Annotated in this window: 15 protein-coding genes and 1 pseudogene; 12 read left to right on the forward strand and 4 right to left on the reverse strand. The window is 40.9% G+C overall.

Annotation, left to right across the window (positions count from 1 at the left end; all coding sequences use genetic code 11):
• Nucleotides 1–62: 62 nt before the first annotated feature.
• Entirely contained in the window at nucleotides 63–641 is a 579-nt protein-coding gene (locus tag AAHH42_RS10515; protein ID WP_162860048.1) for a transposase, read from the forward strand.
• Between the two features lie 242 nt (nucleotides 642–883).
• On the opposite strand, the gene recN is transcribed toward AAHH42_RS10515, so the two are convergent.
• Together recN and nadK are read right to left on the reverse strand one after the other, a co-directional pair.
• Nucleotides 884–2,545, reverse strand: a complete 1,662-nt coding sequence (gene recN / locus AAHH42_RS10520) for a DNA repair protein RecN (RefSeq protein ID WP_342221082.1) — start codon at nucleotides 2,543–2,545, stop codon at nucleotides 884–886.
• Between the two features lie 87 nt (nucleotides 2,546–2,632).
• Nucleotides 2,633–3,505 carry an NAD(+) kinase gene (gene nadK / locus AAHH42_RS10525; RefSeq protein ID WP_342222065.1) on the reverse strand — a complete coding sequence of 291 codons (873 nt, stop codon included), beginning with the start codon at nucleotides 3,503–3,505 and terminating at the stop codon, nucleotides 2,633–2,635.
• A gap of 125 nt (nucleotides 3,506–3,630) precedes the next feature.
• On the opposite strand from nadK, the gene grpE reads away from it, so the two are divergent.
• Nucleotides 3,631–4,245, forward strand: a complete 615-nt coding sequence (gene grpE / locus AAHH42_RS10530) for a nucleotide exchange factor GrpE (RefSeq protein ID WP_342221083.1) — start codon at nucleotides 3,631–3,633, stop codon at nucleotides 4,243–4,245.
• Nucleotides 4,246–4,304: 59 nt separating this feature from the next.
• On the opposite strand, the gene ung is transcribed toward grpE, so the two are convergent.
• Nucleotides 4,305–4,985, reverse strand: coding sequence for a uracil-DNA glycosylase (gene ung, locus AAHH42_RS10535; RefSeq protein ID WP_072550178.1), 681 nt, complete (start codon nucleotides 4,983–4,985; stop codon nucleotides 4,305–4,307).
• Between the two features lie 770 nt (nucleotides 4,986–5,755).
• Nucleotides 5,756–6,779: pseudogene (gene cytR / locus AAHH42_RS10540) on the reverse strand (DNA-binding transcriptional regulator CytR).
• 386 nt (nucleotides 6,780–7,165) lie between these two features.
• On the opposite strand from cytR, the gene recJ reads away from it, so the two are divergent.
• From recJ to AAHH42_RS10585, 10 genes are all read left to right on the forward strand, one after another.
• The gene (recJ, locus tag AAHH42_RS10545) at nucleotides 7,166–8,899 is read left to right on the forward strand and encodes a single-stranded-DNA-specific exonuclease RecJ (RefSeq protein WP_072550176.1); all 1,734 of its coding nucleotides are present in this window, start codon (nucleotides 7,166–7,168) and stop codon (nucleotides 8,897–8,899) included.
• Nucleotides 8,900–9,248: 349 nt separating this feature from the next.
• Nucleotides 9,249–10,907, forward strand: a complete 1,659-nt coding sequence (locus tag AAHH42_RS10550) for a winged helix-turn-helix domain-containing protein (protein ID WP_342221084.1) — start codon at nucleotides 9,249–9,251, stop codon at nucleotides 10,905–10,907.
• Between the two features lie 19 nt (nucleotides 10,908–10,926).
• Nucleotides 10,927–11,352: a type III secretion system invasion protein IagB gene (gene iagB, locus AAHH42_RS10555; protein WP_420836467.1), complete on the forward strand. Its 426-nt coding sequence runs from the start codon at nucleotides 10,927–10,929 to the stop codon at nucleotides 11,350–11,352.
• A 136-nt stretch (nucleotides 11,353–11,488) separates the two neighbouring features.
• Nucleotides 11,489–11,620: a PrgH/EprH family type III secretion apparatus protein gene (locus AAHH42_RS14855; protein ID WP_425286294.1), complete on the forward strand. Its 132-nt coding sequence runs from the start codon at nucleotides 11,489–11,491 to the stop codon at nucleotides 11,618–11,620.
• A complete protein-coding gene (locus AAHH42_RS10560) occupies nucleotides 11,621–12,694 on the forward strand; it encodes a PrgH/EprH family type III secretion apparatus protein (RefSeq protein ID WP_425286295.1) in 1,074 nt (357 codons plus the stop codon).
• 17 nt (nucleotides 12,695–12,711) lie between these two features.
• On the forward strand, nucleotides 12,712–13,029 hold the full coding sequence (sctF, locus tag AAHH42_RS10565; RefSeq protein WP_342221085.1) for a type III secretion system needle filament subunit SctF: 318 nt from the start codon (nucleotides 12,712–12,714) through the stop codon (nucleotides 13,027–13,029).
• Nucleotides 13,030–13,088: 59 nt separating this feature from the next.
• Nucleotides 13,089–13,382, forward strand: coding sequence for a type III secretion system inner rod subunit SctI (sctI, locus tag AAHH42_RS10570; protein ID WP_342221086.1), 294 nt, complete (start codon nucleotides 13,089–13,091; stop codon nucleotides 13,380–13,382).
• Between the two features lie 69 nt (nucleotides 13,383–13,451).
• The gene (locus AAHH42_RS10575) at nucleotides 13,452–14,177 is read left to right on the forward strand and encodes an HrpE/YscL family type III secretion apparatus protein (RefSeq protein WP_342221087.1); all 726 of its coding nucleotides are present in this window, start codon (nucleotides 13,452–13,454) and stop codon (nucleotides 14,175–14,177) included.
• Complete coding sequence (locus AAHH42_RS10580) at nucleotides 14,174–14,638, forward strand: hypothetical protein (protein WP_072550169.1); 465 nt, start codon at nucleotides 14,174–14,176, stop codon at nucleotides 14,636–14,638. Before AAHH42_RS10575 ends, AAHH42_RS10580 begins: the two co-directional genes overlap by 4 nt.
• Complete coding sequence (locus tag AAHH42_RS10585) at nucleotides 14,622–14,885, forward strand: phosphopantetheine-binding protein (RefSeq protein WP_072550168.1); 264 nt, start codon at nucleotides 14,622–14,624, stop codon at nucleotides 14,883–14,885. Before AAHH42_RS10580 ends, AAHH42_RS10585 begins: the two co-directional genes overlap by 17 nt.
• The last annotated feature ends 1 nt before the right edge of the window (nucleotide 14,886 follow it).

A 14,886-nucleotide genomic window follows, 5' to 3' on the forward strand; every position in this document is an offset into this window, starting at 1 on the left:
ACTTCAAAATCAAGCATCTTCATTGATCACGGGTATATAAAGCATTTTTACAAGCGAGTCGTGTGAGATATTCTAGTCTGGTGTTGTCAGAAGTGAGCCCGTCAAGGGTATCCCATGATAGCGTAATTCGCAGGTTAAAGAGCCGCTGTTTTCGTCCCAAAGAGTTGTGTCAACTTGTCGCGCCCTCGATTGAGCGTGGAGCGCCTTGTTTAGTGATTGCGGCTGATACTGTGCTAGCAAAAAAACGGAGTAAGAAGATAGAGCTGTTTCATTATCAATATTCTGGTAATGAACAGGGTGTTATAGCCGGTATTGGTTTGGTTAATCTGCTGTGGCAGGGTCTTGAAACGGGAGAGTCAGTGCCTATTGACTACCGAATTGACGACAAAGAGACCGCCGGAAAAACAAAAAGCTCGCATTTTTGCGACATGCTCAAACTGGCAAAAGCGAAGGGCATAAGCCCTGAAGCGGTGGTGATGGATGCGTGGTCAAGTTTAGATAATCTCAACGCCATTCGTTCTCCTGGCTGGATTGGGGTCACCACGTTGAGAAAGAACCGGATAGTTAATCGTAACGTAAAATTAGCCTCACTTGATATTCCAGAAGAAGGGCTTTCAGTCCTTCCTGCTCTCGAACACTGAGGACGTTACGCCGAAAATCAACGGAATAACTCATCTTTAGCTCATTTGGATTATTTTTTATATTATAATTAAAGTTAAAGTGCACAGCTATATCAAGCGGTATAAAGCCCTTGAATTTGTGTCAAAAATTAATTGACCAGAACAAATTTTGCCCACATTAATCAACTGTTGGCTATGTGACTGGTAAAAGTGGCAGACCTGCGTTCCCTTCGTCAATTAAGGTAACGACTGCACTTTTAGTGCTATGCAGTCAGCAGCTCTTTTGCATTGGCCAGTGTGTTTTTTGTGATCTCGCCCCCACCAAGAAGACGTGCCAATTCTTGCAATCGGCTTTTTTTATCAAGCCGATACATGTGAGTTTCTACTTCATTGCCATCAGTTTGCTTGCTAACAAAAAAATGTTGATGACCACAACCTGCAACTTGTGGAAGATGAGTCACACACATTACCTGAGTTGATTCCCCTAATTGGCGCAGTAAGCGACCAACAATGGCAGCAGTTCGGCCACTAATACCAACATCAACTTCATCAAAAATTAATGCGGGAGTATCCATTTTGCGAGCAGTGATCACTTGAATGGCTAACGCGATACGTGAAAGTTCGCCACCCGAGGTAATTTTAACTAGAGGCTGTGATGGCTGACCTGGATTCGTGGTAACGCAAAATTCAATGCGACTCGCTCCATCAGCGCTGAGGGACTCTGGTTCAAAGAATGTAGCTATAGTAAATTGACCATGAGGCATAGCAAGCTGATTCATACTTTCAGTAAGTAAAGTCGCCAGTTCTTGTGCATAATATTGGCGTTTACGATGTAGTTGATCAGCTATCTCCAAAGCGTGTTGATAATGAGTTTGCACGCTTTGGCTAAGTTGTTGATGATCATTTTCCTGTTGTGCAAGTAGTTGTTGTTCTGCCAAGAGTTGTTGATAAAATTGGGGCAATGCTTCAGGAGCAATATGATGTTTCCGCGCTAAATCAAGATGAAGCGCTAACTGCTGTTCCAGTTCATGCAAACGGCCTGGTTCGTTGTCCAATTGGGCAACATAATTTCTCAGTTCAATGCTGACTTCATCGATCTGAATTAAAGCGTCTTCGAGCATAGTAGGAAAGTTATTGAGTTTATCATCTATGTTCGCTAACTCTACGATTTGTTGTTTGACGCTATGGAGTTGGCTAAGAATATCCTGTTGTTCACCATCGGAGAGTGATTGAAGAACCTGTTGGCTAATCGACAACAATTGACCTCTATTAGCTAAACGTTTGTATTCCGCATCTATTTGCTCATATTTCCCTACTTTAGGGGCAAGGGCATCGAGCTCTTGGAGGTAGTATTGCAACAGTTGCTGACGTGAATTAAGTTCAAGTATCTGTTGCTGATATAGTGCCAGTGCCTGACGACTCTGATGCCAAGTCTGATAAGCGTTTTGCATTTTTGCTAACAATACGTGTTGATTAGCGTATGCATCAAGTAACCGTTTTTGGTGTGCAGATTTTAGTAACAACTGATGTGCGTTTTGACCGTGGATCTGAATTAATAATTGGCCTAACTCACGTAACTGAGAAAGTGGCACAGCTGTCCCATTGATAAAACCTCGTGAGCGACCATCGGCACCGATAACACGGCGTAGCAGACATTCATCACTGTCATCCAAATGGTGATCTTTCAGCCACTGGCGGGCGGAAAGAGTGTCTATCAGTGAAAAACGTGCGCAAATATTGGCACGTGATGTCCCTAAACGTGCCATATTTCCTTCTGAACGAGACCCTAAGCACAAACACAAGGCATCAATGGCTATGGATTTACCTGCGCCGGTTTCTCCAGTAATGGCGGTCATTCCAGGTTGAAAATCAATTTCCAACTCACGCACGATAGCAAAGTTATGGATAGTTAGTTGAGCTAGCACGGCAAATCTCCTGTTAATAAATACAATGCTGTATTTATTAACAGTATAACCCGTTTTTATCGACAGTAAAGTATTGCTTGCACTTTTTTAGAATAATTTTTTTGACCAACTTAATTTGGTACTTAACGTATTAAAATAACTGTAATTTTTGGGATGAATGAGATCAAGGTGACATTTACTGCGGCTGATCTCTATCTCTTCACCTTTCCGAATGGGCAGAGCAATCTGGCTGTCACAAGTGATTTCTAAGTCATTACGGGAAACTTTTAAACGGATAGTGCTGCTACTTTTGATGACCAGTGGCCTTGCCGATAAGGTATGTGGAAACATTGGCACCAATACGATAGCATCGAGGGTTGATGTTAGAATGGGGCCGCCGGCAGAAAGTGAGTAAGCCGTAGATCCCGTTGGCGTGGCGATAATCAGTCCATCAGAACGTTGCGAGAAGGCGAAATAATTGTCAATATAAACTTCGAATTCAATCATCTGTACCCTTTTGCGAGAATGTAACACGACTTCGTTGATCGCTGTGCTGGGCTTTTTGTGATGGTTGGCATGGAGAACTTTGACCTCTAATAGAAAACGCTGTTCACTTAAGTATTCACCTGCTAGTACCTCAGCAAGCTGCTGCTGAGCAGTATCTGGATCCAAATCGGTTAAAAAACCAAAGTTACCTCGGTTAACGCCGATCACTTTGATATCATGTTTGGCCAGTACTCGAGCAGAACAGAGCATATTACCGTCACCACCAACCACAACCGCCAAATCCGCATTTTTACCAATATCTGTTAAGCTACCCACAGTGGCATTGCTTAAAGCGAGATCCTTGGCAATTTGTTCTTCAACGATAACCTCGTAGCCCTCGGACTTGAGCCAATGGCATAGCATCTTGTGTGTGTCTAGCGCAGTCTGGTGGCGTGGGTGCCCAACAATACCAATACAGTTAAATTTTTTCGTCATTACCGCCGCTTTCCTCACAGGAATGTTTCCTTCTTTCAACATTGTGACCAATTCCCTTGAATCCACCGTTTTGATCCCCATAATAGACCAACTTGCGAGATTAATGCTAAAACGCGGAGATATCTATGAAGAATGACAATAAAGAACAGAAAACGTCTATCGATAAAACGTTGGCAGAAGAAAATAAACAGACAGTTGAGCAGCAAGCAAGCGAAACATTACAGACCGATGATACTGTGGACCAACGTGTTACTGAACTAGAAGCCCAAATTGCCAAGCTAGAAACGGCATTGGCGGCTGCCGAGAAGAGAGAACGTGAAAGTTTGCCCCGCAAAGAAGCTGAAATCGAAAATATCCGTCGTCGTGCCGAAAATGATGTCGAAAAAGCTAGAAAATTTGGGCTAGAAAAATTTTCAGGCGAATTATTGCCGGTGATTGACAGTTTGGAAAAAGCATTGTCACTGGTAGAGAGATCGAATACTGAACTCTTACCCATGATCGAAGGGCTCGAATTGACGCTGAAATCTTTACTGGACACTGTAGGTAAATTTGGTATTGAAATTGTTGCAGATATTCAGGTGCCGTTTAACCCGGAGTGTCATCAAGCGATGAAATTGTCTGAATCTGATGAAGTTCAGCCGAACTATGTCATCAAGATGATGCAAAAGGGTTATAAACTCAATGGCCGCTTATTACGTCCAGCGATGGTCGAGGTATCCAAGGGCAAAGCAGAAAGTTAACATTTTTTCCGTGATCATTAAGGCACTTTTTTCAACAGTGCCTTTTTTGTGGTGTCAATCTACGCTAGCAGTCCTGGCTGCCAGTCTATCGGCACCAAATTATGCTCTTGCAACAGTTGGTTCGTTTTCGAAAAATGCTGACAGCCGAAAAACCCCCGATGGGCAGATAAGGGGGATGGATGAGCCGCTTGCAGAATAAAATGACGTTTTGTATCAATCATCCGTCCTTTTTTTTGTGCATGAGATCCCCACAACAAAAAAATTATGCCTTCTCGATATGTATTCAATGCAGCGATGACCCGGTCAGTAAAAGTTTCCCAGCCAAGATTTGCATGAGAATGTGCTTTACCTGCTTCAACTGTCAATACCGTATTCAACAGTAGCACACCTTGTTGCGCCCAGCTTTGTAAATAGCCGTGATTAGGGTATATAAAACCCGGAATATCTGCCTTCAATTCTTTATACATATTCATCAGTGAGGGGGGAATAGGCACGCCAGGTAGCACGGAAAATGATAGGCCATGTGCTTGATTTGCTCCATGGTAAGGATCTTGCCCGAGGATAACCGCTTTGACTTCCATCAGGGCAGTAAAACGAAAGGCATTGAATACATCTTGCTGCTCAGGATAGACGACTTTACCCGCATCGCGTTGCTCTGCTACGTAGCTGAGCGTTTTCTGAAAGTAAGACTGTTGTTTTTCCTGGCCAATAACATCGTGCCAAGTAAGGGGAATCGACATCCGAGCGTTCCTTTTGCTTTGATTAAATGGTAGCACCGTCTCACAACAACGCTACTGGTGTGTTGGTAAGCTTACTTATTAATGATGAAAAGTGGAACTGTTAAAATTCCAATGTCAATTAAAGATCATTAATTTTTGAAAAATCACCATCGATATATAACGCATTGGGATCATATAATTTTATCGGATGTAATAATAAAGACAACACTTTAAAAAATAATCTATTAAATAATATTTTATTTATATAATAAGCAATAAAACACGATTTTTCATTTATTATGAGTAAGTTGCCTTTTCATTTTAACCCATCATTTGTGTCATTATACGTCAATATTGCTGTTGCTTACCGAGCAAAAGTTTCTTTGTTAGGTAATAAGGCTCTAAGAGCCTGTTCGAAATCTTTTGTGCTCGCCGTATTTTGGTCAAGTAATTCGTCAAAAATGCGCTTAAAATGCTCATTGATTCCCTCTTATTATACAAAAAATAAACTGCGCGTTTTCGCCCGTTTTTTCTTCGTCTGAGCGTCACTCAAGAAGATTTGGAACAGATTCTTAGTTCGGTATAACCGACTTTTGAGAGACGGCTTCGCCGTTTAGATACGCCAAATTCGCACAGTTTCGGATTAAGCCTTGTGTAGGCTATACAGCTACGCAATTTAATTTTGATTAGCACACAAATATGAGCCATTCCGTATATTTACTCCTCAATGTATCCGTTAGGCAATCAAAATTAAATTGCGCAGCTATACCACCTATTTGCTGTTACCAAGGTTAGCATCTGGGCCTAGATGTGCTTTTACGAATGATTAATTCGTAATCTAGCAGATAAGAACCCGTTTTCATCCGCTGGCCGCTAAGCTGTTCAAGCAGTAACAACATGGCTTTCTGACCAATTTGATAGCAAGGCTGTGCCACTGTGGTTAATGGGGGATCGCAATATTGTGATAATTCCAGGTTATCGAATCCTAACTAGTGAAACGTCTTGTGGGATCTGTAATCCCAGTTTTTTTGCCTGCCAAATTGCGCCAATGGCCATAATATCGTTGTAACAAAATATTGCTGTAGGTGAATGAGGTAATGCCATCAGCGTGGCGAATGCTTTGGCTCCTGCCTCGTAGCTGCGATCAGCACGAACGATGTACTCATTTCTTATTGTAATACTGTTACGGTGAAGTGCTTGAATATAACCTTGCAGACGGTAACAACTAAGTGGAATACACTCTTGCGCGGCAATACAGGCAATACGATGATGGTCCAACTGGCTATGTAAGTAGTCAACGGTTTGAAAGGCAGCACTGAGATTATCGATATGTACCGTGGACAATTCCAGTTCCGGAACAAACTCATTCACCATGATCATTGGCGGAAAATTCCGTTGCTGCTCTTTACCAATGTTAAAAGGCAAATTGGAGCCCAAAAGTAACATGCCATCAATCTGCTTGGTAACAATCAGATCGATAAACGTTTGTTCCTGCTGAATTTGTTGTGCGCAATCTACGATGATCACTAAATAAGCATGATCGACGGCCGTTTTCTTTATGCCCTGAATAATATCAGCAAAAAATGGATCGCTGATATCTGGTACGATAACCAAAATATTATGGGATTCATGATGGTTAACATTACGGCATAAGGTATGAGGATAATAACCCACGGTGACAACTGCCTCCTCCACTTTGCGCCGGGTAAAAATGGAAACTTTTTCTGGGTATGTCAATGTCCGCGACACGGTTGCAGTTGAAACGCCTGCTATTTCGGCAACTTTTTTCATAGTAAGATCTTTCTTATGTTCCAACGGCTTTCTCCTTGCTCTGGCCACAAGTCAGCACATTCCTGCCTGTATACCGGGAATAAAGTCAATTTGTTATCTAATATGCATAAAATAGATGACATAAATGATTTTTTTCGATACAGCTCGCAAAAATCTTATCCCTGTTTGTTACCTATTTTATGCTATTCCATTTATCATGGAACAAATGCAATCTTAGAGCCTGTTCCAAATTTTTTTCGCGTTGCTCAGAAGAGGGAAAACTGAGCGAAAGGCCAAGTTTACTTTTTGTACAATAAAAGGGCGTCAAGGAGCATTTTGAGCGTGTTTTCGACGAATTACGTGACTAAAACACGGCGAGCACAAGAAATTTCGAATAGGTTCTCAATAGATATTTGTAGGTACGGTGGTCAGTGATAATCAAAACCCAGCTACGTCGTCGTGAAATGACACCTCAATATAAACTGCCGTTGCAATTGCACCCGCTACTGCGCCGCCTGTATGCGGCGCGGGGGGTTAAAGATGCACAAGAGTTAGAACGGGGTGTAAAAAGCCTACTGGTATGGCAACAACTAGCAGGTATTGACACAGCGGTTAATCTGCTGCAGCAGGCAATGACTGAACAGCGGCAGATAATGGTCGTTGGAGATTTTGATGCCGATGGCGCTACCAGCACTGCGCTGGCGGTACTGGCGCTGCGCAGCATGGGTGCGAATAACGTGCAATATTTGGTGCCTAACCGTTTCGACGATGGTTATGGTCTTAGCCCTGAGGTGGTCGAGCAAGTTGCTGTCCGAGGTGCAGAATTGATTATCACGGTAGACAATGGTATTTCCTCTCACGCCGGTGTCGATCTCGCTCATCAAAAAGGAATACAGGTTCTGGTGACCGATCACCATCTACCTGGGGATGTTTTGCCCGCTGCCGACGCCATCATTAATCCTAATCTTGCCGATTGTGCTTTCCCTTCTAAATCCCTCGCTGGAGTCGGGGTAACGTTTTACCTCATGCTAGCATTGCGCGCTCGTTTGCAAGATAGCGGTTGGTTTGCGCAACAGGCATTGCTGAAACCGAATCTGGCCGAGCTGCTGGATCTTGTCGCTTTAGGCACCGTCGCTGATGTGGTGCCGCTGGATAGCAATAACCGTATTTTGGTACATCAGGGTTTGAACCGTATCAAGGCAGGGAAATGTCGCCCCGGTATCTGTGCCTTATTGGACGTTGCTAAACGTGATGCACAACAATTGGTTGCCAGTGACCTGGGATTCTTCATTGCTCCTCGGCTCAATGCAGCGGGACGCCTGGATGATATGTCGATTGGTGTGGCATTGTTACTGAGTGACGACCAAGAAGAAGCACGAACACTGGCTCAGGATCTTGATGCGCTTAATCAAACCAGACGTGAGATTGAACGAGGTATGCAGGCAGAAGCGTTGCAACTCTGTGATCAACTGGAATACAACAGCAACGTGTTGCCCTATGGCATTGCTATGTATCACCAAGAATGGCATCAGGGGGTGGTAGGTATTCTCGCATCACGCATTAAAGAACGTTTTCATCGGCCAGTCATCGCTTTTGCCCCCGCAGGAGAGGGGATATTGAAAGGCTCGGGGCGATCTATTGCCGGTTTACATCTACGCGATGTATTGGAGCGCCTGGATGCAAAAAATCCAGGGCTCATATTAAAATTTGGCGGCCACGCGATGGCGGCAGGGTTGTCGTTACAGCAAGATAAATTTGAGCAATTTCGACAATGCTTTGCCGATCTCGTCGGCGAAACATTGGATGCCTCACAGCTTGAAGGGATTATTTGGTCCGATGGGGAGCTGAGCGCAGGCGAATTATCACTGGAAATAGCGGAATTATTGCAAGCAGGGGGGCCTTGGGGACAAGCTTTTCCGGAACCCACTTTTGATGGTAAATTTCGCATTCTACAACAGCGGCTAGTAGGTGAATGCCATTTAAAGTTAAATTTGCAACCGCTAACCGGTGGCCCCTTACTGGATGGCATCGCTTTTAATATTGATCCTAAGATATGGCCCAATAATACTGTGCTTGACGTTCATTTGGCTTACAAACTCGACGTTAATGAATTTCGTGGCAAACGTAAGGTTCAATTATTGGTGCAACACCTTTGGCCGAGCTAATACAAGCTCTTATCTCTACATCAGTAAAAAATACCTTTCCTCCTCTATTACGAAAAAATTGCTAATTTCGGCACTTTTACAAGTGCTATACATTTTTTTACCAAGAATAGATTAATATGACCGCCATTGTTTGTACCTATCTTATTAAAGATAAATTATAGTCATATTGAGATAGTTTTGTTTATATAAAACGATTATTTTGTCCTAGCCGTTATTTAATCGTAGAAACTGCGTTTCTTTTTATAAACACAGTGATCTATTAAACAAACGTATCTACTTGCATTAACCACCTTATTAATGGAAGTAACACAGAAAATTTAGGCTAATTAAACTAAGAGATTAGTATCTAATGAATAAAATATTATCTGACGTTGAACAATATATTTTTGGTGAATTTACTTTAAGAATGGATGGAATTCTTTATTACCAGGATAAAGAAACCAGTCTGCCACCTAAAGAACTTGGGGTGTTAATACTCTTGCTTAACTCCGCCGGTGTACTTATTTCTAAAGATGAAATATTAGAAAAAGTGTGGGGAGGTGATGCTGTTGCTGAAGAATCATTGACACGTTGTGTCTATGTATTACGACGCTTACTGAAGGAAAATAAAAACAATCGCTATATTGATACTATTTATGGTAAAGGCTACCGTTTTACATGCCCAGTCACCCACGTCTCGCCAGTGAATGAACGTGAATCAAAAAGTGTGCTCGCCGTATTGCTTTTCAAAATGGATAACCCTACTCATTCATCAGTGATGCACGACTTTTTAATACAGGCGTTATCAAAATATGCGGCACGAGGGCTAAATATTTTGCCTTCAACATTGACCAGCAGTTGTAAAGATTATGATGATATTGTCACTTTATTGGATAAAACCCAGCCTGATTATTATCTCGCGGGTATGATGATAACCCATAGTATTAAACCTTCGCTACGTATTGAATTAGTACGTACTCGAGATCATTATATCGTTCACCGAGAAAGTTTCACGCTTGATGAGAACATTAATTTTAGTTGTCTTAGTTTGCAATGCCTGATCGACGATTTTCTACCGCGTTATATCCCTTGTTTAATTAACGGAAAAAATGCGGTTCCACTCATGAAAGAATCAGATACTGCCATTGCTTACCTTAATGGACGCCATCAACTTGATTGTTATACGCCTTCGAGTGTGAAAAAAGCTTTATCACAATTTTTGCAATGTTTGGATAAAGATCCAAACCATCCACTTTTATTAACCAGTATCGCTGAATGTTATTTGGCAATGGCAAATTTAGGTTTATTCGCTAAAAAACATGCGCAAATGGAAGCAAAAAGGACGGTAATAAAAGCCTTGTCGAAAGAGCCAGATAATGCTCTAGCCTTATCCCTATTAGCGATACTAAATAGTATAAATAAAGAACATTGTGTTGCTGATATTTTATTTCAACAGGCGACATCACTCGCACCATCGAATGCGGCAATTCATTATTATCATGCCTGGCATTTACTGCTTGTGGGGCGTATAAAAGAAGCGCTTGATGCGGTACATATCAGTTTGAAATTATTACCGACAAGGGTAGCTTCTGGCATTCTTAAAATGCTATTAAACTTTATCAATGGTGATGCTACTGCTGCTATTCGCATAGGCAAAAGAAAATTGATTGAACAGGCACCACAACATGCCACATTACAAAGTTTTTTGGCGGTTATTCTGGCAAAAGAAGAGCATTATATCGAAGCCATTGAATTAGCCGAAAAAACGAAAGCATCCGCTGAAAACCAAGGTATTTTATTAGATAATTATCACTATGTGAATTCGCCGAGAGAACATAATCATGGTACGCAAAAAACCGTGCACGATTATTTTATGCAGAATTATTTCATGAGTGATATTTCAACAGCAGCAAAAAATGCGTCACTTTCTTTGAAATATAAAAAATTATCAACTCCAGTTAAAGAAAAATGTTTTTATAGTCCATTACGACACAACAACACTGTTACTCAATTAAATATAGCTAGCTAAAGGAAATATCAATATGAAAATATTTGTCTATTTAAATACACTCATCCTGCTTATATTCAGTCCATTGGCACAAGCAAGTTGTTGGCAGCAAGCAGAAAAAAGTTTTGGTATTGAAGCAAAATTGCTTAAGGCCATTGCACAAGTAGAGTCAGGAATGAAACCCAATGCAGTTGGTCGCAATAATAATGGCAGTTATGACGTTGGATTGATGCAAATTAACAGTAGCCACTTTCCACGGTTACGTAAACTTGGCATTGATGCAAAAAAGATGAAAGCAGACCCCTGTTTGTCGGTGCTTGTCGGTGCCTCAATACTCTCTGATATGATGAAAATCTACGGATATTCTTGGGAAGCGGTCGGTGCTTATAACGCGGGATTACATAAATCTCGTCGTGATCTGAGAATGCGTTATGCTCGTCGTGTATGGACACATTATAACAAATAAAATAAAACATGATGGTCATCAGGATAATTGATGAGATTCTTATCAGGATGTGACAAGCGCCATTTGTTAATCTCTCATTATTATATTGACACGGCTAGACTTCACATTGGATTGCTAAAAAAAGTAATAAGCGATTATGCATAGAGAAATAAAAAAAGAAACCACAGCAGCACAGATCGTTATTCGTTTGCTCAATGGTATGTTAAAGGGCTGTGAATTCGATCTAGCGAGCGGTAAAACATTATTTATTGTGGCTAAAGAAAATTAAGTGTTAACACAACAGCATTTACCCATTTTTCCTGAAAATACTATTTTTATTCCGGTTACTTCAGCAGGCAGTAATTTTGAAATTAACATTGATGACCAAACGCCAGCCAACGTATTATTACGTGAACTAAATAATGAAGACGATAGCGAAAAAAATAAGGCAGCGTCGATACTCTTTAACCAAATAATCACCGTTGGCGAAGTCGTTTTTGCGGTCAAAGAAATAAACAGTGAATGGGCAGAAGAAATTCTGCTTTATCCGGGAAAAGAAAAAGAAAAAACAACGCCCTTGCCATTAGCAAAAAAATCCCGAGCCGCTCTTTGGTGCTCTTTAAGCGCAGTAACATTAATTTCGGCAATCATTGTGGCTAATTTTGACTATCGAGACAGTAAGCAAAAACAAAGCGGTGAACTTTCATCCTTGCTCGGTGATAACGAAGGAAAATATCATATCTTTCACGGTCATGATGGTTGGATTTATATTCTGGCAAATAATGAAAAAGAAGTGGCATGGGCACGGCAATCTTTGATACGTCTTCATTTTTCTAAGCCAGTCAGAGTGCTAAGTTTACAAAGTGAAGAACAACGCATTGGATTATGGTTAACTGAAAATTGGCCGACGGTAAAATACCATCGCATCAGAATAGAAACACCTCAATCACCCGTAATATTAATCAGTGAAGAGCGCAGTCAGCTTAATGATCAACAGCGGGCACAGCTTATAAAGAATTTGAATCAACAAATTCCCTATGCCGAGCAAAGTCAATTGCTAGTGATAAGTGATACAGAAGTCGCTTATCAGGCCGAAGCGGGGATTAAAAAAATGGCCATTCCTTATACCCGCAATGATAACAGCGGCAGTGTCACCTTTATTATTCAAGGGTCACTGGATGATGGTCAATTACAACAACTGCGTAGTTTTGTCACCGATTATATGCAAACCTGGGGCGAACACTATGTGCAATTTTCCGTTGAATTAAAAGATGATTGGCTCAAAGGCAAATCATTTAAATACGGTGATCAGGGTTATATAAAGGTTGCTCCTGGTTACTGGTACTTTCCTAAACCTTTATAAATTTGAGGAAAAATAAAATGTCAACTACTGCACCCACACCAGTTAAAAATGAATATATTAAGGATGTCAATGAAATTGTAGAACATTTCAATAACGGAGGCAAAAGTTATTTAGCAGACGTATCTACAGATTTTAATGCTAGTGTAATTTCTGCTCAAGCTAAATATAAAGAAGCTTTAAATGAATTAAAAAAACCGGGAAACATAGATTCACCATCACATCTGGCTGACTATCAACAAAAACTCAGTACCTATACCATCATCAGAAATGCGCAATCTAATACGATAAAAGCACTGAAAGATATTGATATGAGTATTGTGGGTAACTTCCGTTAACAGAAAGGCAGGGGACTGCCCTGCTTTCTTTTTTTATCTTTCAATCCATAGAGGTAATCATGCATTCACTAGAAAATATTAAAGGTATGGCGGCTGTTGCTAATGATATTACGCCAGATAACAACCCAATAGTCTCGCTGGAAGATCGTATGGTTCAGTCTTATGCTACCAATGCGGTAGATTTTTCTGATAGAAGAAATGAAATTTTAGCAAAAATAGCCAATCCTAGGATAAGCACCGATGAGCTTGCTCAATTGCAAAAAGAACTTGGTGAATATAATTTTGACGTTTCACTGATATCCGCCCTGACCAAAAAAGTGACCGGTGCAGTAGAAACCTGTTTACGTGCATGATTTCGAATAGTCTCTAAGACAAAATATGAATAAAAATATTAACCAAATTTATTACTGTGGCTATTCACTATGTTAAAAAATATTCCCTTACTTTCTCCTTCAGCGGTACATGAAGGCGTATTACTGACACGGGCACAAGTAACTGGGCAAAAACGGGCAAAAAATATCTTGTCTGAAGCCTTTTGGCGTGCAAAAAAAATCCTTAAGCAGGCGACAGTAGACGCGGAAAAAATACAAAAGAATGCCTACGCTGAAGGTTATCAACAAGGTGTGATTACTGCGGCACAGCATATTACGCAATATATTGATGCGAGTCATAATTTAAGTGATAAATTAAACGCGACTTTACAAGTACGGGCCAAAGAAATGTTGTCCAACGCACTGGACCACCCTGATTTACTGATTATTCTGGTAGATGAATGGTTGCATAAATTAGATAAAGAACAGGTTGATAATGCGCCTGTATTACATTTAATCCTGCCAACCTATGCCAAAAAAAGACATGCTCAATTGTTGCAATTTCTTCATGAAACTTGGAGTAAACCGATAAACATTGAATACCATGAAGAAACCAGGTTTGTCATTAAATACGCTGATCACATTGCTGAATTTGTTCCCGATGAATTTCTTGAACAAGCCGTTACCGGTTTATCACTGGCCAATGAGGCGATGACAGAATGCCGCCAACTCTCACAAAATGCTTTACAACAACTGAGAGAGGTTTTTCAAACAAAATTTGACGCTGCTCAATTAAACAATGACACAGATGTAAAGACTGAGAAGGAAAAGCTATGATAGAGTCTATTGGTGGGGTATTTTATGATTCAGGCTCGGTTTCATCGAATGAAAGCAAGCCTCCTCTGCGACTGAGGGATAGAATTAAAACGTTAATGGATGATCTTGATAAAAATGCCACCCGTCCTGATGATTTTGATGCTAGATCCCAGGGATTAAAAGAAGCTTTCTATCGGTTTGAGTCTGATTATAAAAAATCCGCTATAGATTCTGCTAAAGAGTCTTACCGAGAACCCCAAAGGATAAGAATATTGAGGCAATCTTTTAAAGAAAAGGTTATCTCTGAGGCAAAACTTGACGATAGACTCAAGGCACAAGATGCCGCTAAAGATGATGATAAAATCATGGAAAGCTTCGGCTTTAAGACCTTGTATAAACCTTGGATGTCGGAGATTATGACGTCGAGTACTGCGCCTAGTAATGAAGAAGATTGGGGATCGAAGGATGAAGAAGAGTGGTAAAACTGAGTACGAGGCCGTCATCCGCCAAATCCTGGTTGCTTGTCTAGGATGTGACGAGCAGGATATCAGTGGTGAAAAGCACCTGGTTGATGAATTATACGCAGATTCCATCGCACTGATCGATATGGTGATCATGATCAGTGAGCAACTGAAGCTTGATATGAATGAAGAAGATATCATTGATATTAATACCGTGAACGATCTTTATCTCTGGGTAGAAAATAAGAAAAGCCTCTGTGATAAATAAA

The sequence above is a fragment of the Candidatus Fukatsuia endosymbiont of Tuberolachnus salignus genome, assembly GCF_964030845.1.
Taxonomy (GTDB): Bacteria; Pseudomonadota; Gammaproteobacteria; order Enterobacterales; family Enterobacteriaceae; genus Fukatsuia; species Fukatsuia symbiotica.